15 protein-coding genes and 1 riboswitch are annotated in these 19,589 nt (G+C 69.8%); of the genes, 11 read left to right on the forward strand and 4 right to left on the reverse strand.

Annotated features, from left to right (window positions below):
* The first annotated feature begins 54 nt into the window (after window positions 1-54).
* From shc to WH07_RS12405, 8 genes are all read left to right on the forward strand, one after another.
* Window positions 55-2,055: a squalene--hopene cyclase gene (gene shc, locus WH07_RS12370; RefSeq protein WP_046499433.1), complete on the forward strand. Its 2,001-nt coding sequence runs from the start codon at window positions 55-57 to the stop codon at window positions 2,053-2,055.
* Complete coding sequence (locus tag WH07_RS12375) at window positions 2,055-2,708, forward strand: phosphorylase family protein (RefSeq protein ID WP_046499436.1); 654 nt, start codon at window positions 2,055-2,057, stop codon at window positions 2,706-2,708. Before shc ends, WH07_RS12375 begins: the two co-directional genes overlap by 1 nt.
* Window positions 2,709-2,713: 5 nt before the next feature.
* Window positions 2,714-3,733, forward strand: a complete 1,020-nt coding sequence (gene hpnH / locus WH07_RS12380; RefSeq protein WP_046499439.1) for an adenosyl-hopene transferase HpnH — start codon at window positions 2,714-2,716, stop codon at window positions 3,731-3,733.
* Window positions 3,734-3,740: 7 nt separating this feature from the next.
* Window positions 3,741-4,907 carry a flavodoxin-dependent (E)-4-hydroxy-3-methylbut-2-enyl-diphosphate synthase gene (ispG, locus tag WH07_RS12385; protein WP_046499443.1) on the forward strand — a complete coding sequence of 389 codons (1,167 nt, stop codon included), beginning with the start codon at window positions 3,741-3,743 and terminating at the stop codon, window positions 4,905-4,907.
* A gap of 24 nt (window positions 4,908-4,931) precedes the next feature.
* Complete coding sequence (gene dxs / locus WH07_RS12390) at window positions 4,932-6,851, forward strand: 1-deoxy-D-xylulose-5-phosphate synthase (RefSeq protein WP_046499446.1); 1,920 nt, start codon at window positions 4,932-4,934, stop codon at window positions 6,849-6,851.
* On the forward strand, window positions 6,848-8,239 hold the full coding sequence (locus tag WH07_RS12395; RefSeq protein WP_046499449.1) for an aspartate aminotransferase family protein: 1,392 nt from the start codon (window positions 6,848-6,850) through the stop codon (window positions 8,237-8,239). The genes dxs and WH07_RS12395 overlap by 4 nt, the downstream gene beginning before the upstream one ends.
* Window positions 8,240-8,482: 243 nt before the next feature.
* Window positions 8,483-9,037 carry a helix-turn-helix domain-containing protein gene (locus WH07_RS12400; protein WP_046499519.1) on the forward strand — a complete coding sequence of 185 codons (555 nt, stop codon included), beginning with the start codon at window positions 8,483-8,485 and terminating at the stop codon, window positions 9,035-9,037.
* Between the two features lie 58 nt (window positions 9,038-9,095).
* Window positions 9,096-9,281, forward strand: coding sequence for a DUF6126 family protein (locus tag WH07_RS12405; protein WP_046499458.1), 186 nt, complete (start codon window positions 9,096-9,098; stop codon window positions 9,279-9,281).
* Window positions 9,282-9,400: 119 nt separating this feature from the next.
* Here WH07_RS12405 and WH07_RS12410 read toward each other — a convergent pair whose 3' ends face one another.
* The 3 genes from WH07_RS12410 to WH07_RS12420 form a co-directional block, all read right to left on the reverse strand.
* Window positions 9,401-10,402 carry a helix-turn-helix transcriptional regulator gene (locus WH07_RS12410; RefSeq protein ID WP_046499463.1) on the reverse strand — a complete coding sequence of 334 codons (1,002 nt, stop codon included), beginning with the start codon at window positions 10,400-10,402 and terminating at the stop codon, window positions 9,401-9,403.
* A gap of 186 nt (window positions 10,403-10,588) precedes the next feature.
* Window positions 10,589-14,446, reverse strand: a complete 3,858-nt coding sequence (locus tag WH07_RS12415) for a S8 family serine peptidase (RefSeq protein ID WP_046499467.1) — start codon at window positions 14,444-14,446, stop codon at window positions 10,589-10,591.
* Between the two features lie 203 nt (window positions 14,447-14,649).
* Entirely contained in the window at window positions 14,650-15,447 is a 798-nt protein-coding gene (locus WH07_RS12420) for a tyrosine-protein phosphatase (RefSeq protein ID WP_046499470.1), read from the reverse strand.
* Window positions 15,448-15,908: 461 nt separating this feature from the next.
* Window positions 15,909-16,071: riboswitch (cyclic di-AMP (ydaO/yuaA leader) on the forward strand.
* A 2-nt stretch (window positions 16,072-16,073) separates the two neighbouring features.
* Between WH07_RS12420 and WH07_RS12425 the strand changes: the two genes are divergently transcribed.
* The 3 genes from WH07_RS12425 to WH07_RS12435 all read left to right on the forward strand — a co-directional run bounded on the left by WH07_RS12425 (window position 16,074) and on the right by WH07_RS12435 (window position 18,679).
* On the forward strand, window positions 16,074-17,027 hold the full coding sequence (locus WH07_RS12425; protein WP_046499473.1) for a LysM peptidoglycan-binding domain-containing M23 family metallopeptidase: 954 nt from the start codon (window positions 16,074-16,076) through the stop codon (window positions 17,025-17,027).
* Between the two features lie 215 nt (window positions 17,028-17,242).
* A complete protein-coding gene (locus WH07_RS12430) occupies window positions 17,243-18,088 on the forward strand; it encodes an SGNH/GDSL hydrolase family protein (protein ID WP_046499476.1) in 846 nt (281 codons plus the stop codon).
* A 195-nt stretch (window positions 18,089-18,283) separates the two neighbouring features.
* Window positions 18,284-18,679, forward strand: a complete 396-nt coding sequence (locus WH07_RS12435; protein ID WP_046499479.1) for a hypothetical protein — start codon at window positions 18,284-18,286, stop codon at window positions 18,677-18,679.
* On the opposite strand, the gene WH07_RS12440 is transcribed toward WH07_RS12435, so the two are convergent.
* Window positions 18,649-19,530, reverse strand: a complete 882-nt coding sequence (locus WH07_RS12440) for an STM4011 family radical SAM protein (RefSeq protein WP_046499521.1) — start codon at window positions 19,528-19,530, stop codon at window positions 18,649-18,651. The genes WH07_RS12435 and WH07_RS12440 overlap by 31 nt on opposite strands.
* Window positions 19,531-19,589 lie beyond the last annotated feature (59 nt).

Below are 19,589 nucleotides of genomic sequence, written 5' to 3' on the forward strand. Positions count from 1 at the left end.
GGACGACGGAGACCCCAGCACAGCAGAAGCACACCACTGCACGAAGGGGAAGCCATGACAGCGACGACCGACGGAAGCACCGGGGCCCTGGGGCCCCGCGCGACCTCGGCGAGCGGACCGACTGAGACAACCCCCGCCACCGGCGGTGACCTTCTGGCCACCGCGCGGCGGGCCACCGAACGATCCGTCGAGTTCCTGCTCGGCAGGCAGGACGCCCAGGGATGGTGGAAGGGCGACCTGCAGACCAATGTGACGATGGACGCCGAGGACCTGCTGCTACGGCAGTTCCTCGGCGTCCTGGACCCGCGCACCACCGAGGCCGCGGCGCTCTTCATCCGCGGCGAGCAGCGCCCGGACGGCACCTGGGCCACTTTCCACGGCGGCCCCGGCGAGCTCTCCGCCACCATCGAGGCCTATGTGGCGCTCAGGCTGGCCGGCGACCGCCCCGACGAACCGCACATGGCGCGAGCCTCCCAATGGGTGCGCGAGCAGGGCGGGATCGCGGCGAGCCGGGTCTTCACCCGTATCTGGCTGGCCCTCTTCGGCTGGTGGAACTGGGAGGACCTGCCGGAGCTGCCGCCCGAGATGATCTTTCTGCCCAAGTGGTTCCCGCTCAACATCTACGACTTCGGCTGCTGGGCCCGCCAGACGATCGTGCCGCTGACCATCGTCTCGGCCAAGCGGCCCGTACGGCCCGCTCCCTTCGCCCTCGACGAACTGCACTCCGGCGCGGCCGCCGTACCCGCCAAGACGTCCGCGCCCGTGACCAGTTGGGACGGCGCCTTCCAGCGTCTCGACAAGGTCCTGCACGCCTATCACCGGATCGCCCCGCGCCGGCTCCGCCGTACCGCGATGAACGCGGCGGCCCGCTGGATCATCGAGCGGCAGGAGAACGACGGTTGCTGGGGCGGGATCCAGCCGCCCGCCGTCTACTCCGTGATCGCCCTGCACCTGCTCGGATACGACCTCGACCACCCGGTCATGCGCGCCGGACTCGAATCGCTCGACCGGTTCGCCGTCTGGCGCGAGGACGGCGCCCGGATGATCGAGGCCTGCCAGTCGCCGGTCTGGGACACCTGCCTGGCCACCATCGCGCTCGCCGACGCCGGCCTGAACCCCGACCATCCGGCCCTGGTCAAGGCCGCCGACTGGATGCTGGGCGAGGAGATCGTCCGCCCCGGCGACTGGTCCGTACGGCGGCCCGGACTCGCCCCGGGCGGCTGGGCGTTCGAGTTCCACAACGACAACTACCCGGACATCGACGACACCGCCGAGGTCATCCTCGCGCTGCGCCGGGTCAGCCATCCCGAGCCCGAGCGGATCGACGCCGCGATCGAGCGGGGCGCCCGGTGGAATCTGGGCATGCAGTCGAGGAACGGAGCCTGGGGCGCCTTCGACGCCGACAACACCAGCCCGTTCCCCAACCGGCTGCCCTTCTGCGACTTCGGCGAGGTCATCGACCCGCCGTCCGCGGACGTCACCGCGCATGTCGTCGAGATGCTGGCGTACGAGGGGAAGAGCCACCACCCCAGGACCCGGCGCGGAATCGAGTGGCTCCTCGCCGAACAGGAGACCAGCGGCGCCTGGTTCGGACGCTGGGGGGTCAACTACGTATACGGAACGGGGTCGGTGGTGCCCGCACTGGTCGCGGCCGGGCTGCCCGCCTCCCATCCCGCGATCCGCCGGGCCGTGAGCTGGCTCGAATCCGTGCAGAACGAGGACGGCGGCTGGGGCGAGGACCTGCGCTCGTACCGTGACGCCGAGTGGATCGGACGCGGTGCCACGACCGCCTCCCAGACCGCCTGGGCGCTGCTCGCGCTGCTCGCGGCCGGGGAGCGGGAGAGCAAGGCCGTCGAACGGGGCATCGCCTGTCTGGCCGCGGCCCAGCGCGAGGACGGCTCCTGGGACGAGCCGTACTTCACCGGCACCGGCTTCCCCTGGGACTTCTCCATCAACTACCACCTCTACCGGCAGGTCTTCCCGCTCACGGCGCTCGGCCGGTATGTCCACGGCGAGCCGCTCGCCGCCCGTACGGGCAGCCGCAAGGGGGGCTGATGGACCGGTCCCCGGGGCCGGCCGGCCCTTCGGCACCGCTGCTGATCGCCTGCGCGCTCGGCATCGAGAGCCTCGCGCTGCGCGGGTCCGGCGGCGGCGCCCCGGCCGGCCCGGTGACCGTTCTCCGTACGGGCATGGGGCCCAGGAACGCCGAGCGCGCCGTGGCGCGCGCGCTCGGGGAGCCCCGGAACAGGGACGCGGTGCTGATCGCGTCCGGATTCTGTGCCGGGCTCACCCCGGGGATGCACCCCGGGGATCTGATCGTCGCCGACGAGACCCGGGACCCGTACGGCTCCACGCCCTGTACGGGGACCGGGCTGCTCGTCGACGCGCTGGCCCGGGCCGTTCCCGGCCGCACGGTCCACACCGGTCCGCTGACCGGGTCGGACCATGTGGTCCGGGGACAGGAACGGGCCGTACTGCGTACCACGGGGGCGGTCGCGGTGGACATGGAGTCCGCCGCCACGCTCCGCACCGCTCTGAGCGCGGGCACCCGTCCGGTCGCGGCCGTACGGGTGGTCGTGGACGCTCCGGAGCATGAACTCGTCCGGATCGGCACCGTACGCGGAGGAATATCGGCCTTCCGTGTACTCCGTGCCGTCCTTCCCGCATTTCATGAATGGCACCGTTCTTTGCTGCTCCCCAGGAGGTGAGCTAGATGGCCATGCCGCTCCGTCAGACCATCAGGGTCGGGACGTACCTCTTCGAACAGAAGGTCCGCAGGCGTGAGAAGTTTCCTCTCATCGTCGAGCTGGAACCGCTCTTCGCCTGCAATCTGAAATGTGAGGGCTGCGGCAAGATCCAGCATCCGGCCGGCGTTCTGAAGCAGCGCATGCCCGTTGCCCAGGCGGTCGGCGCGGTGCTGGAATCCGGGGCGCCCATGGTCTCCATCGCCGGCGGTGAGCCGCTGATGCATCCGCAGATCGACGAGATCGTGCGGCAGCTCGTCGCCAAGAGGAAGTACGTTTTCCTCTGCACGAACGCGATGCTGCTGCGCAAGAAGATCGAGAAATTCACCCCCTCACCCTATTTCGCATTCGCCGTGCACATCGACGGACTGCGGGAGCGGCACGACGAATCGGTCGCGAAGGAGGGTGTGTTCGACGAGGCGGTGGAGGCCATCAAGGAGGCCAAGCGGCGCGGTTTCCGGGTGACCACCAACTCCACCTTCTTCAACACGGACACCCCGCAGACCGTTGTCGAGGTGCTGAATTACCTCAATGACGAGCTGAAGGTGGACGAGATGATGATCTCGCCCGCCTACGCCTACGAGAAGGCCCCCGACCAGGAGCACTTCCTCGGCGTCGAGCAGACCCGTGAACTCTTCAAGAAGGCGTTCTCCGGCGGCAATCGGGCCCGCTGGCGCCTCAACCACTCGCCGCTCTTCCTGGACTTCCTCGAAGGCAAGGCCGACTTCCCGTGCACGGCCTGGGCCATTCCCAACTATTCGCTCTTCGGCTGGCAGCGCCCCTGCTATCTGATGAGCGACGGATATGTGCCCACGTACCGTCAGCTCATCGAGGACACCGACTGGGAGAAGTACGGACGCGGCAAGGACCCGCGCTGCGCCAACTGCATGGCGCACTGCGGCTATGAGCCGACCGCGGTACTCGCCACCATGGGCTCCCTGAAGGAGTCGATCCGCGCGGCCCGCGAGACCGTCGCCGGGACCAGGTGACCACGCCATGACCAATGGAGAGCCGGTCTCGCTGGGGCTTCCGGCACTGCCGCCGCGGCCCGTCGCCGAGCGGCGGGTCAGCCGTCAGATCCAGGTGGGGTCGGTGGCGGTGGGTGGGGATGCGCCGGTGTCGGTGCAGTCGATGACGACGACGCGTACGTCGGATGTGGGTGCGACGTTGCAGCAGATCGCGGAGCTGACGGCGTCGGGGTGCCAGATCGTGCGGGTGGCGTGTCCGACGCAGGATGACGCGGACGCGTTGGCGGTGATTGCGCGGAAGTCGCAGATTCCGGTGATCGCGGATATTCATTTCCAGCCGAAGTATGTGTTCGCGGCGATTGACGCGGGGTGTGCGGCGGTGCGGGTGAATCCGGGGAACATCAAGCAGTTCGACGACAAGGTGCGGGAGATCGCGAAGGCTGCGGGGGACGCGGGGACTCCGATCCGGATCGGGGTGAACGCGGGGTCGCTGGACGCGCGGCTGCTGCGGAAGTACGGGAAGGCGACGCCGGAGGCGCTGGTGGAGTCGGCGCTGTGGGAGGCGTCGCTGTTCGAGGAGCACGGGTTCCGGGAGATCAAGATCTCGGTGAAGCACAATGATCCGGTGGTGATGGTCAACGCGTACCGTCAGCTTGCCGCGCAGTGCGACTACCCGCTGCACCTCGGTGTGACCGAGGCGGGTCCGGCGTTCCAGGGGACGATCAAGTCGGCTGTGGCGTTCGGTGCGTTGCTCAGTGAGGGGATCGGGGACACGATCCGGGTGTCGCTGTCGGCGCCTCCGGCCGAGGAGGTGAAGGTCGGTCTGCAGATCCTGGAGGCGCTGAACCTGAAGCAGCGGCGTCTGGAGATCGTGTCCTGCCCCTCCTGCGGGCGTGCGCAGGTGGATGTGTACAAGCTGGCGGACGAGGTGACGGCGGGCCTGGAGGGTATGGAGGTTCCGCTGCGGGTCGCGGTGATGGGCTGTGTGGTGAACGGTCCGGGTGAGGCGCGTGAGGCGGATCTCGGGGTCGCGTCGGGCAATGGCAAGGGGCAGATCTTTGTGAAGGGGGAGGTCATCAAGACCGTTCCGGAGTCGAAGATCGTGGAGACCCTGATCGACGAGGCCATGAAGCTCGCCGAACAGATGGAGGACGCGGGGGTGCCCTCGGGGGCTCCCGCCGTCACGGTGAGCTGAACCGATCCGAGAGGGGGCCCGAGCGTGTCAGTCTTGGAGAACATCCGGGGGCCGCGCGATCTCAAGGCGCTGACGAGCGGCGAACTCGACGAACTCGCCCAGGAGATCAGAGACTTCCTGATCGAGGCGGTGGCCAGAACCGGTGGCCATCTCGGGCCCAATCTCGGCGTGGTGGAGCTGACCATCGCCCTGCACCGGGCCTTCGACTCACCCGCCGACCACATTCTGTGGGACACCGGACACCAGAGCTATGTCCATAAACTCCTCACCGGCAGAAAGGATTTCTCCAAGCTGCGTGGAAAGGGTGGCCTTTCCGGCTATCCCTCCCGTGAGGAGTCCGAGCACGACATCATCGAGAATTCGCATGCCTCCACCGTGCTCGGCTGGGCCGACGGGCTGGCCAAGGCCCGTGACGTACTCGACCGCGACGAACATGTCGTCGGGGTCATCGGTGACGGTGCCCTCACCGGCGGAATGGCCTGGGAGGCGCTCAACAACATCGCCGCCGCCAAGAACCGGCCACTGATCATCGTCGTCAATGACAATGAACGGTCCTACGCCCCGACGATCGGCGGCCTCGCCAACCATCTCGCCACGCTCCGTACCACGGACGGCTACGAGAAGTTCCTGGCCTGGGGCAAGGACGTGCTGCACAACACCCCCGTCGTGGGCAGGCCGTTGTACGGATCGCTGCACGGCGCGAAGAAGGGGTTCAAGGACGCCTTCGCCCCGCAGGGCATGTTCGAGGATCTCGGGCTGAAATACGTCGGCCCCATCGACGGGCACGACATCGCGGCCGTCGAGTCGGCACTCAGCCGGGCGAAGCGCTTCCACGGGCCCGTACTGGTGCACTGTCTGACGGAGAAGGGCCGTGGCTACCGGCCGGCGCTGGAGGACGACGCCGATCGCTTCCACACGGTCGGGGTGATGGATCCGCAGACCTGCGAGCCCCTCGCGCCCTCCAACGGCCCTTCCTGGACCTCTGTGTTCAGCGACGAGATCCTCGCGATCGGGGAGGAACGGCCGGATGTCGTCGCCATCACCGCGGCCATGCTGGGCCCGGTCGGGCTGACGAAGTTCGCCGAGCGCTTCCCCGACCGGGTCTGGGACGTGGGCATCGCCGAGCAGCACGCGGTGGTCTCCGCGGCCGGGCTCGCCACCAGCGGGCTGCATCCCGTCGTCGCCGTGTACGCGACCTTCCTCAACCGTGCCTTCGACCAGCTGCTGATGGATGTCGCGCTGCACCGGTGCGGAGTCACCTTCGTACTGGACAGGGCCGGGGTCACCGGGTCCGACGGGCCGTCCCACAACGGGATGTGGGACATGTCCCTCCTCCAGTGCGTGCCGGCACTGCGGATCGCGGCGCCACGCGATGCCGAGCAGTTGCGAGCCCAGCTCCGTGAGGCGGTCGCCGTGGACGACGCGCCGACCGTGGTGCGCTTCCCCAAGGAGTCAGTGGGCGCGGCGGTTCCGGCCGTCGGCCGCGTCGGCGGCATGGACGTACTGCACCGCCCGGAGCACGCCGATGTGCTGCTGGTGTCGGTGGGAGCGCTCGCGCCGGTCTGTCTCCAGGCGGCGGAGCTGCTCGCCGCACGCGGAATCGGCTGCACCGTGGTCGATCCGCGCTGGGTCAAACCCGTCGACGAACAGCTCGCGCCGCTGGCCGAACGGCACCGGCTGGTCGCGGTCGTCGAGGACAACAGCCGCAGCGGCGGGGTGGGTTCGGCCATCGGCCAGTCGCTGCGGGACGCGGGAGTGGACGTACCCCTGCGGACCTACGGAATCCCCGAACAATTCCTGGCCCATGCCAAACGGAGCGAGGTCCTCGCCGACATCGGCCTCACCCCGGTGGAGATCGCGGGGCGGATCAGCGCCGCACTGGGCCTCGTACTGCCGCGACAGGGCAAGGGACCTGTCCGAGCGCGCAAGGAGAGCACGGAATGACCGAGCGCAAGGGCTTTGACCTGACGCGGCTGCTCGCGGAACGTGGCGCCGAGCGCTACGAACTGCACACCAGGCACCTCAACCACCAACTCCCGCGCATGCTGCACACCATCGGCTTCGACCGGGTCTACGAGCGGGCCGAGGGCGCCTACTTCTGGGACACGGACGGCAACGACTATCTGGACATGCTCGCGGGCTTCGGGGTGATGGGCCTCGGCCGGCACCATCCCGTCGTACGCAAGGCGCTCCACGATGTCCTCGACGCCTCGCTCGCCGATCTCACCCGCTTCGACTGCCAGCCGCTGCCCGGACTGCTCGCCGAGAAGCTGCTGGCCCACAGCCCGCATCTGGACCGGGTGTTCTTCGGCAACAGCGGTACGGAAGCGGTTGAGACCGCTCTCAAGTTCGCCCGGTACGCGACCGGGAAGCCCAGGATTCTCTACTGCGCGCACGCGTTCCACGGGCTGACCACCGGCTCGCTGTCGGTCAACGGCGAGGACGGCTTCCGGGACGGCTTCGCGCCGCTGCTGCCGGACACCGCGATTCCGCTGGGCGATCTCGACGCGCTGGAGCGGGAGTTGAAGCGCGGCGATGTGGCCGGCTTCGTCGTTGAGCCGATCCAGGGCAAGGGGGTGCACGCGGCACCGCCCGGATTCCTGCGCGCCGCACAGGAGTTGCTGCGCGCGCACAAGGCGCTGCTGATCGCCGACGAGGTGCAGACCGGTCTCGGCAGGACCGGTGACTTCTACGCGTACCAGCACGAGGAGGGCGTCGAGCCGGATCTCGTCTGTGTGGCGAAAGCGCTCTCAGGCGGCTATGTACCCGTCGGTGCCACCCTCGGCAAGGACTGGATCTTCAAGAAGGTCTACTCCTCGATGGACCGGGTCCTGGTCCACTCGGCGAGCTTCGGCTCCAATGCCCAGGCCATGGCGGCGGGGCTGGCGGTGCTGGCGGTGATGGAGGACGAGGGGATCGTCGCCAACGCGCGGGCGACCGGCGATCTGCTGAGGACCAGGCTGGCCGCGCTGGTCGACCGCTATGAGCTGCTGTACGAGGTACGGGGCCGGGGCCTGATGATCGGCATCGAGTTCGGGCGGCCCAGCTCGATCAAGCTGCGCGGCCGGTGGACGATGCTTCAGGCGGCCCGCAAGGGGCTGTTCGCGCAGATGGTGGTCGTACCGCTGCTCCAGAAGCACCGGATCCTGACCCAGGTCTCCGGTGACCATCTTGAGGTGATCAAGCTGATTCCGCCGCTGACGATCGGCGAGCGGGAGGTCGAGCGGTTCGTGGCGGCGTTCACGGCGGTCATGGACGACGCGCATGGCGGGGGCGGGCTGATGTGGGACTTCGGCAGGACACTGGTGAAGCAGGCGGTCGCGCACCGGTAGGGGCCGGGCCGGGGCTGACTGCGGGCCGGTCTTCTGCTGTCCGGTGTGCGGGCTGTTCAGGACGGGCGGGCGGGCAGGCAGGCGGCGGGTTTTTGCCTCCCGGGCAAGAAATTTGCCTGAGAGGAAAGATCCTGGCCCAATGGATGTGTGAGCACATCTTCTGCCGGAGGGGCGGCCGCCCCGCCGCCTCTCCGGCTTCCCGACGCCGACGCGACCGACGCGCTCCCCGATGTCGCGCCCCGGCTGCGTGAGCTGCGGCGCGACCGCCGGCTGACGCTGGAGGCCGCCGCCCGGCGGGCGGGGCTCTCGCCCGCCCATCTCTCCCGGCTGGAGACGGGCCAGCGGCAGCCCTCGCTGCCCATGCTGCTCGCGCTGGCCCGTATCTACGGTACGACCGTCTCCGACCTGCTCGGGGAGGTGCCGCCCGAGCGCGACCCGATCGTCCGGGCGGGCCGTACCGAACCCGTCGAGGCCGGCGGCTGGACGTACCACCAGGCGGGCGGCTCGGGCCGGGCGATGCAGCCGCTGCGGGTCCGGGTGCCGTACGGGGTACAGGGCGACCTCGTCCGTGTGCACCCCGGGGAGGAGTGGCTGTATGTCCTCGAAGGTCGGCTGCGGCTGAACCTCGGGGACGCCGAGTATCTGCTCGATCCCGGCGACAGCGCGCACTTCGACTCGCTCACCCCGCACCGCATCGCGGCGGCCGGGCCGGACGGGGCCGAACTGCTCTTCGTCCACACCCTGTTGCAGAGCCCGGCGGCCGAGCTGTGTCTCGGCGCCGGGGCCCATCGCGGCTGACCCGCAAGAGCTGATTCCTGATGCTCGCTGATTCCCGATGCTCAAGAAAGGGACTGACATGTCTGAGCCGGACAACCCCGCACAGCTTTCGGCCGGGCCGGAGGACCGGGCGCCGGAGCGTACCGGCGACCAGGAGAGCGCGTTCCCGAGAGGGCTGGTCATCCGGCTCTTCGCCTATCTGATCGCCGGCCACCTCTTCGCGGGCTTCCTCTATCTGCTCTTCCACGTCGGCACACAGCAGTAGCGGACAGCACGCGTGACGGCCGGGCGACCCGCCGGCCGGGCGGTCGGAGGCCCGGCGGCCCAGCGCCCCCGGCGGCCCGGAGAGTCCGAGAGCGCTCCGGCGTCCCGGCCTGAGAGCGGTTACAGCCAGCCCCGGCGCGCCGCCTGCCACGCGAGCTGCATCCGTGTCGTCGCACCCGCGAGCGTCATCATCCCCTGGATGTGCCGCTGCACGGTCCGTCGGCTGAGCCCCATCTGACTCGCTATGGCCTTGTCCGCCACACCCGCCACCAGCAGCGACAGCAACTGCTTGTCCGTCGCTGAGAGCGCGTCCCCGTGCGTGACCCCGTCCGTCCCGCTGACCGTGCCCGACGGGCTGACGTCCAGCGGCACGGCGTCCTCCCAGTACCGCTCGAACAGCGCGACCAGCGCCTCCAGCAGGCTGCTCCCGCGCACCAGCGCCGTCGTCGGCTCCTCGGAACCGCCGGACGGGCCGCCCGGTACGAGCGGACAGATCGCGATGGCGCGGTCGGCGACGGCCAGCCGCAGCGGGAGATGCGGCACCGCGCGGGCGATCTCCCCGGCGCGCACCCCCTCCACCACATTGCCGACGGCGCCCGGATCGTCGAAGAACGCCCGCTCGTACAGCACCCGGTAGCGCACTCCGCGCGCGAGGGCGTCGAACTCGGCGCGGTTGCTGCCCGACGGCATCGCCACGTACTGCGCCTTGCAGAACCACAGCATCTCGTGGCGGGTGCTGTCCTGGATCTGACGCAGATGCTGGCGCAGCGCCTCCGCTCCGGTGATCACTTCGATGAGCTGGTCGGGATCGCGGCGGCGCCGGGTGCGGCGGTAGGTCTCCAGCAGATCGGTCACCGCCGTACGTGCCTTGTCCAGGGCGTCGGAGTTGCGCTGGAGCGGCGGCAGCAGGGCGACGTCCGGGGGAGTGGCGGCGAAGCTGTGCGGCGCCCGGTCCGTACCGCTCGCGAGGCCTTTGGCGGTGAGCGAGGCCAGGACGCGTTCGGTCTCGTCCGGCGGCAGACCGCAGCGGGCGGCGATCTCCTGCGCCGGGGCCGCGGGCACCGTCACGAGCATGCGGTAGACGGTCTCCTCGGCCGGTGTGAGGCCCGCCGGCTCCAGCATGGTGCTCCCTCCCCGTGGACCGCCCGCTCTCTCCGGCGGTCTCACGCGCGCCAGGGCACTATACGCCCTGGTCGCGGCGGCGCCCCGGGTGTAAGGAGCGGGGCGGACGGCGGGGTACGGGACATGGCGCGGCGGGTGTGCGGGCCGTACCGCGCCCGCGCACCCGCCGCCCTGTGCCAACTCCCGCTATCCGCGCAGCAGATAGGCGCGCTCGACGGTCTGCCGTACGCCATTGCCCGCGCGGTCGGTGACGGACACCCGCAGGGTCACATGGGCGTCGCCGTGCTGCCGGGCCGGCCGCTCGACGGTGGCGGTGAAGCCGTTCCGCCCCTGCTTGCCGACCCGCGCCCGCGCCCAGGTCCTGCCGTCGTCGTACGAGGTGTCGACCCGTACGGTCAGACCACTCGGCACCGGCGTACCGTCCTGGCCGCGCACGGTCAGGCCGATGTCATGGCTGCGCCCGCCGGCCACCGCGTTGTGGGCGTCGGTCCGTACGTCGTAGTCGAGTTGGAGAAGCGGCAGCGGCTCGCGCTCGGCCGTGGTGCCGGAGCGGAAGGTCCACGAGGTGGCGGTACGGGTGCCGAAGTCCCACTCGTCGGAGACGCGCGAGGTCGTCAGGTCGAGCCGGAAATCGGCCGTCCCCGAGGCGACTTCGATGTCGCCCCAGGCGCCGTCGGCCTCACCGACCTTTGTGCCGTCCCGGTACAGGACCGCTGAACTGGAGTCGCCCTCCTCGGCGTCGCCGCCCGGATCAGAGGCGCCGATGCCGGTAGTGGAGGGGCTGATTCCGGTGCCGGAGGTGCCGATGCCGCCGTCGGCCAGGACCGTGCGCGACCAGTGGCCGGGCGTGGAGTCGGTGAACTCCGGGATACGCAGCGCCAGTACGTCGCCCGAGCGGGTGGAGACCAGTCCGGAGCCCTCCGGGGCGGACGGCCGTACCACCGCGCCGAACCAGCGCTCCTCGCTCCGGGCGCCGGCCCTGTACGTACGCGGCGCGTCCTGCAGCCCGGCCATCAGCGGGGCATCGATGTCGAAGGTGGTCGTGTGGTTGACGAAGTGCTGCCAGAGAGTGTCGCCGGAACTGATGTACTCGGTGCGCTCATGGCCCGTCGGCACATGGCGGGTGTACTGGTTCCAGGCGGTGGACTGGTACGGGCGCCAGCCGAACCGCTGCTCGCTCGCCCACGGCACACCGCCGTTGTCGGCGTAAGTGGTGTGCACCTGGGCGGTGTTGCGGTCCGAGACGGTGTGCACGACCCGCTGGGGGACCCGGCCCGAGGACACCTGCATCACATCGTAGAGATAGGGGCTCTTGGCGGTGCCGGAGATGGCGACCGTGGTGGTGTGCTTCCTGAGCCGGGCCAGCAGTGCGGTGCCGCCGGTCTCGCTCACCCGTACCACCGGCACGGCGTAGCGGTCGCCCACCGGGTTCCAGCGGGTCCACGGGTAGCGGGACGGGAAGACCAGCAGGATCCCCTTGGCGCCGGCATCGGCCGCCGCCCGCGCGAGGTCCCGTTCGTTCCCGCCGTAGCCACGGACGACCGCGAGCTTGCCGCGCACCCGGGAGGTACGGAGGTCGGGGGCTGTGTCCGTACCCGCGTCCACCGCGGTCAGCCGTACGCCCTTGTCGCCGAAGAGCGGGGAGGACGGTGTGTAGTACGGGTCGAGAGCGCTCTCAGTGCCCACCGCCTCGGCCTCGATCAGCGGGGCCACGAGCTGCCAGCGCGAGGCGAATTCAAAGGTGCCGTCGGTGACGGGCGCGGTGGGGCTGATGTATACGCGCTTGGCGATGTCGAAGAACATCACGCCCTGGATCAGGCTCTGCCCGTCGATCTGACGGTACGTCTGATAGCTGATGATGCCGCGCTGTTCGGCGGGGCGGGGGGTGCGGATCTCGACCGGGGTGGTGGCGCGCTCGTCCAGGGTGACGGACCTGTCCTCGGTGACCTTCACCTCGGGCACGACGACCTGGCGCAGTTCCTGCCCGTCGTCCGCGTCGGTGATGGAGGAGTGGCTGAGCTGGTATGTGCCCTCCTCCACCTCGGCGACGGCCGGCGAGAGGCTGGTGTAGTCGACAAAGCCGTCCGGGCCCCAGATGGTCGGGAGCGCCTCGATGCGATCGCCCTGGAGGTCGATGGTGTTGACGGTGAGGCGGTGGACCGGGCCGTCGACGACAAAGCTCACCGTGGTGTGGACGGCGGCCTTGCCGTCGGAGGTGGTGGCGGTGACATAGCCGTAGTAGTCGCCGCGCTCGGCCCGTGCCGGATCGGCGCTCAGCGGTACGTCGACGGTGGCGCCGGGGGCGACCTCCACCGTGTCCGCTCCGAGCCGGAGCGCGCCGGGCGCGAGGACGCGGCCGCCGCTGGTGGCGAGCCGGGCCGTCAGCCGGAGGGAGAGCGCCGAGGCGGAGGTGTTGGTGTAGCGGATGGTGCCGGCGGCGTCGGCGGCGGCGGGTGTGCTCCCCGCCCGGAACGGGCCCAGCGCGAGGGTGCCGGTCGCGGTCAGCGGGCCGAGTGCCGCGGCGGCCAGGTCGATCCGGCCGCCGCCCTGCTGGGGCGGCTGCTGCCCGTCCACCGTACGGGCCGTGCTGACCAGGGCGTCCTTGAGCCGGTCCGCGCGCCAGTCCGGGTGCTCCTGCGCGAGCAGGGCCGCGGCTCCGGTCACATGCGGCGTGGCCATCGAGGTGCCGGACGCGGAGATGTAGTACTCGTCGACCGGGTCGCCCATGGTCGTCCCCGCGGCGCGCGCGGCCACGATTCCGACGCCGGGTGCGGTGACATCGGGCTTGACCGCGCCGTCGCCGAGGCGGGGGCCGCGGCTGGAGAACGGAGCGAGCGAGTCGTCGCGGTCCACGGCGCCCACCGTGAGGGCCGCGTCGGCGGCGCCGGGCGAGCCGACCGTACGCTGCCCCTGCTCCCCGCTGTTGCCCGCGGCCACCACGAACAGGGCGCCGCTGCTCTCGGTGAGCCCGTTCACCGCGAGGCTCATGGGGTCGGTGCCATCGGTCGGGGTGTCGGATCCCAGGCTCATGTTGATGACCCTGGCGCCCTCGGCCGCGGCCCACTCCATGCCTTCGATGACCTGGGACTCGGTGCCGTACCCGTCGTTCCCGAGGACCTTGCCGATCAGCAGGCCGGCCTCCGGGGCGACGCCCTGGCGGCTGCCGCCCGAGGCGGCGCCGGTGCCGCCGACGGTGGACGCGACATGGGTGCCATGGCCGAAGACGTCCTCGGTCCCGCCGCTGGCGGAGAAGTCCCTGGCCTCCAGGATCCGGCCCGCGAGATCGGGGTGCGTCGCGTCGGCGCCGGTGTCGAGGACGGCGACCTTGACCCCCTTGCCCCGGTAGCCGGCGCCCCAGGCGGCGGGGGCGTTGATCTGTCCGGTGCTGCGGTCCAGGGCGGCGCCGACCTTGCCGTCCAGCCAGACCTTGGGTGTCGCGCGAAGGCCGGCGGCGCTCATCGAGTCCCCGGCGGGGGCGAGCGTCTTCCAGAACGCGCCGAGGTCGTCGGCGGGTATCCGCAGCGAGCGGGCGCCGATGCTCTCCAGCGTGTGCGCGGGTACGGAACCGTCCTGGAAGCCGGACAGGGTACGGAGAGTCCCGGCGGCCCGTGCCCCGGCGGGCTGCGAGACGATCAGCGGCAACGTGGAGGTGTGGGCCTCGTCGTACCCCTGCGCGACGAGCGCCGTCACATCGAAGAGTTCGCGGTCGAGCGTTCCGGCGGAGACCAGGTCCATGGCGTCGGAGGGGAGTACGGTCAGCCGGCCGTTCTGCTCGGCGGTCTGGAAGAGGACTCCGTCGCGGCCGGGTCCTGGCACGACCGAGGCCGCGTGCTTCCCGTCCGGGCCCGTGCCGAGCGTCACCCGGTCACCGGTGATCAGCCGTACCGTCGCTGCGGCGCGTGCGGGGGCGGGGGCGGCGGTACCGGGGTCCTGGGCGGTGGCCCGGGCGGGTACGGCGGTGGCCTGGGCCGAAACCGGCGCCGTGGCACCCGCGGTCATCAGCAAGGCCATCGATACCGCCGCCGTCAGGCGGATACGTCTCATCTGTCCAGCCCCTTCGTTCAACTCCGTGGTCACGCGGTGTTGGACAGAATCTGGTAGCGGCAGAGGGGCTGTCACTGCTTCACGGTGTCGTGGTTGGGACATGTCCCAACCACGACACCGCCGAGGTACGGGCAAGGCCTTGGACTGATCCAGCTGATCCAGCTGACCGAGTCGACCGAGTCGATCGAGCCGATCCGGTCGGTCTAGTCGAGAAGGCGGGCGCGCAGCCGTTCACGTGTCCCGGCGGAGAGCCCCAGGCCCTCGGTGAGATACGCCTCGGTGCCGCCCCACGTCTTCTCGATCGTCTCGAAGGCCGTGGCGAGATACTCGGCGCGCGCGTCGAAGAGCGGCCTGAGCAGCTCCATCACCTCGCCCGACATCCCTTCGGGGGCGTTGTCGCTGCGCCGGACCGGATAGCGGCGGTGCGGATCGTTCGACTTCAGGTAGTCCGCCTCGATCGCCTCGGGCTCCACCCCGACCGCGAGCAGGGCCACCGCGATGGACAGACCGGCCCGGTCCTTGCCCGCCGCGCAGTGCATCAGCGCGGGCATGCTGTCCTCGGCCAGGGCGTGCAGGACCCGGCTGTGCTCGGCGGTACGGTCCGTGATGATCGACCGGTACGAACCGGTCATCCGGGCCGCGGCCCTGCCGTCGGCGAGGAGCGAGCGGAGCTGGTCGAGGTCGCCGTCCCTGACCATCCGCCAGAACTCGGCGCCGTCGGCCGGGTCGGTGAGCGGGATGTTGACGTTCCGTACGCCGGGCAGCTCCACATCCGCGCCGTCGAGCTTCAGATCGGCGGCATTGCGGAAGTCGAAGATCGTGTGGAGGCCGAGGGAGGCGAGAAAGGCCGCGTCGGCCGCGGTGGCGTTGGCGAGATGGCCGCTGCGGAAGAGTCTTCCGGTCCTGACCCGCCTGCCGTCCGTGGTGGGCAGTCCACCGACATCACGGAAGTTGCGCACGCCGGCCAGCTCGGGCTCTGTCGACGGGACCTGCTGCGTCACGGCCTGCTCCTCCATGTCCGATGCCAGCGCGGCTCGCCGACAAGGTCGACCTCTGACCCTACGACATCTGTTCCCAGGGCAATCAGTTCGAGTGTCGGGATTCCTGCGGGACTATTCGGACATCGCATCCCACATTGCGTGCCCGTGAATATCGGTCAAATGTTGATCTGTCCGTATTGGGTGTTTCTGTATGGCCTGTCCTGTTCATGGATGAGATGGGAACCCGTCCGTGAGCAGGATCATATTCGTGACGTTCCGTGGCGGCTCTCGGTAGCGGATCTCCCGATCCGAAGCGGCAATTGGCGACCGCGGTCGACACAGGGTGACCGGTAATGCCGGGATAAATGCGAGGAAGTTCAGAAGAAGTTCAGCCGGGGGAATAGAAATGCTTGTTCCACTCGTCCCGCTCGCTTAAATTCACCCTCACTCCGGGTGGAACGCCGAATCCTGCCGCCGCTCGGAATTCACATCCGACCAGCACCGCGTGGCAGGAGCGGGGGAACCAGGTAGTACGCCGATCCGGAAACTTCGGAACGGCTCGGGGTGAAGTCGCGCACCATACGCGACCGGGCATCTCCAGTCCGAACCCGACAGCTCACCTCGCAGGCGCCGGAGAGGAATTCGCCATGCCCGCGAAGGGTAAGCACCGCCGTCCCAAGGCCAACCCGGTATCGCGCGGATTCATAGCCGCCGGAACCGGCGGAGCCGCCATCGCACTTCCGCTCATTGGCGCCACCGGCGCCCACGCCGCCGTGAAGGCCGCGCCCGCCACCGCGCCCCAGGCCGTCCCCGAGCACCAGCTCTCCGCGGAGCACTCCGCGCATTCCACCGAGAAGAAGGCCGCCGCCAAGAAGTCGCACCACAGGACGCGGACCTACACCGTGGTCGCGGGCGACTATCTGTCCAAGATCGCCAGTGAGCAGCATGTCCACGGCGGCTGGCGGACGCTGTACGCGGACAACCGCGAGGCCGTAGGACCCGACCCGTCGCTGATCCACCCCGGACTGAAGCTGACCATCAAGGCCAGGGGCGGGCACCACACCAAGCCCGAAGCCCCGGCGAAGCCGTCCGACTCCTCCGACAGCGGTTCCCCGGACCCGTCCACCACCACGCCCGCGGACGACTCCGGGTCGGCTCCCGCACCCTCGGACTCGCCGGACCAGAGCAGCGGTTCGGGCTTCACCACGCCCGTCGACGACGTCGAGATCGGCACTCCGTACCACGCCTCCGGCAGTTCCTGGGCCAGCGGCTACCACACCGGTGTGGACTTCCTCGTCTCCTCGGGCACCGAGGTGAAGGCGGTCGGCGCGGGCACGGTCGTGACGGCGGACTGGGGCGGCTCGTACGGCAACGAGGTCGTCATCGAGCACAGCGACGGTCACTACTCGCAGTACGCCCATCTGTCCTCCATCTCCGTCTCCGAGGGCGACACGGTCAGCGAGGGCCAGCAGATCGGTCTCTCCGGCGCCACCGGCAATGTCACCGGTCCGCACCTGCACTTCGAGATCCGTACCGGACCGGACTACGGCTCGGACATCGACCCGCTGGCGTACCTCCGTGATCAGGGTGTCAACATCTGAGCAACGGCGGTATCCAAGGGGCGGGACAGCCGTACCTCTTACCTCGTAGCCTGTACCTCCGCGTGACTCGAACCTCTGCCCGGCGCTTCTGCGCCGGGCAGAGGCCGTTGCGCCTATTCCCGCTTGGCCGAAAATTGACCGATGGCATATCTCACCAGCCGTCAAGCCCTCCCTACGGTCGCGTAGGCCACATCTGCGGGGAAAGATATGCTGCTGTGGCAGACGATTCGAGATCAAGAAGAAGAGGCGTATTCGGGTCGTACACGTCGTACACGGCGGTCGGTGACAGCTTCACGGAGGGCGTGGGCGATCCCGGACCCGATGGACGGTATGTCGGCTGGGCGGACCGGCTGGCGGTGCTGCTGGCTGACCGGCTGGCGGACGGGGCGGCGTTCTCCGGGGACGCCCCGGACACCGTGCACGGGGATTTCCGGTACGCGAATCTCGCCGTACGCGGCCGGCTCCTGGACCAGATCGTCGACGAGCAGCTTCCCCGGGCGAAGGAACTCGCCCCCGACCTGGTGACCTTCTGCGCCGGCGGCAATGACATCATCCGGCCGGGCACCGACCCGGACGATGTGGCCGAGCGTTTCGAGCGGGCCGTCGCCGATCTCACCGGCGCCGTCGGCACGGTCATGGTGACGACCGGCTTCGACACCCGGGGCGTTCCCGTACTCCGGCATCTGCGCGGCAAGATCGCCACGTACACCGCTCATGTACGGGCGATCGCCGACCGCTATGACTGTCCAGTGCTCGATCTCTGGTCCCTCAAGTCCGTCCAGGACAGGCGGGCGTGGGACGACGACCGGCTGCATCTGTCGCCCGAGGGCCACACCCGGGTCGCCCTGCGTGCCGCGCAGGTGCTCGGGCTCGACATACCCGCCGATCCGGACCAGGCGTGGCCGCCGCAGCCGCCGCGCGGTGCGTTCGAGGTGCGGCGGGACGACATCAACTGGGCGCGCGAGTATCTGGTGCCCTGGATCGGGCGGCGTCTGCGCGGGGAGTCCTCGGGCGATCATGTGGAGGCCAAGCGTCCGGATCTGCTGCCGCTGAGGCAGTGAGGACGGAGCCAGGGGGATGACGTCGGTTTCGGCTTCGAGTTCCGGTTCGGAGTGATTTTCACTCATCAGAATGGACCGTGCGGCGCTGTCGCATGGGCCGCTCCCCCCTTGGCGATAACCGAGCCGAAGGGGTCCTCCGGTGTGGCGTCGGCCAGGGGAGAGCCCGACAACGGCGCTGTGGTTCAGGGGGTTGCGATGGCGGACAACGGCAGTGCGAGGCTCGCGGCGGGGGCGGTCACGTTCGTCACGGCCAATGAGGACCGCGACCACGACACCGGGATCAATATCTCGGTCAAGACACCGGACGGCGTGGAGGTGGCCTCGATCTCCGTGCCGTTCGGCGTGTTCAAGGACGGGACGACGGCGGGGCCCTACCCCCTCGATGTGCTCACGGAGACCACGAAGGACGGACTCTCCAACGGGACCGCGACAATCACCATCCATCCCAACGGGGACGACACCTGGCGGTTCGACATGCGGCTGAGGCTGCGGTTCACCGACAACACGCATCTCTCGGTCAGCGCCGAGAACATCGAGCTGAACGACGACCGGAACACCACTCAGATCTCCCTCGGGGGCCCGCCGAACTGAGACCTGCCCGGGGTATGAGGGATCCGCTCCAGCACTCCGCCCGCGAAGACGTCGTACAGCGGCAGTGTCTCCAGGTGCACATAGCCGATATGGCAGTCGCACACCGCCAGGGGGCACGGCCGGGGCGCGAGCGCCTGGCGGTACGAACCGTCGTACAGGTTGCCCAGCTCCGTACGGACGAAGTGGCAGCGCCGTACGGTCCCCGCGCCGTCCACCGAGATCACCGACTCGCCGGTGCGGCAGGGCAGCCCGGCCGAGGGATGAGGATGGCGGCTGTACGGGAAGAGGGGGTCGAGATCCGTCCACCGGGCGGCCTCCTCGTCCGTATAGCCGTGCCCCTCGGCCGCGTTGATCCAGAGATAGATGTGCGCGGGCAGTTCGGCGCGCAGCCTGCGGGCGAGCTCCAGATGCTCGGGGAGGCCGACGACGCCCACGCTGAACCGCACGGAACGGTCCGCCAGCTCATGGCACTTGGTAAGGAAGCGGTCGTACGGCGTCTGGCCCGGGTGGTAGGTGCACCACAGCGCCAGCTTCTCCGGATCCGCACCGGCCAGCCAGTCGGTGCGGAAGCTGAGGTTCGTCTGGATGGCCACCCGGCGGACCTGCGGCAGATGCGACAGCTCGGTGAGGGCACGCCGGTACCAGGAGCGGACCAGCCCCTCGCCCCAGGGGGTGAACAGTACGGACAGCCGGTCGTCCCGCCGCTCCGACACCCAGGCGGCGAATCGCTCCAGCGCGTCCCGGTCGGCGCGGAGCTGCTCACGGCTGTCGCGTCGCTTGGCGAACGGGCAGTAGGGACAGTCGTAGTCGCAGGAGGCGAGGGGACCGCGGTAGAGGATGGTCAGATCCATGGCGGCCCCGGGCGGCTCGGGGGCCATCGGCTGTATGACACGCGGGGGCTTCTCGGGGT

The sequence above is a fragment of the Streptomyces odonnellii genome, from assembly GCF_000981895.1.
In the GTDB taxonomy this organism is placed as follows: domain Bacteria; phylum Actinomycetota; class Actinomycetes; order Streptomycetales; family Streptomycetaceae; genus Streptomyces; species Streptomyces odonnellii.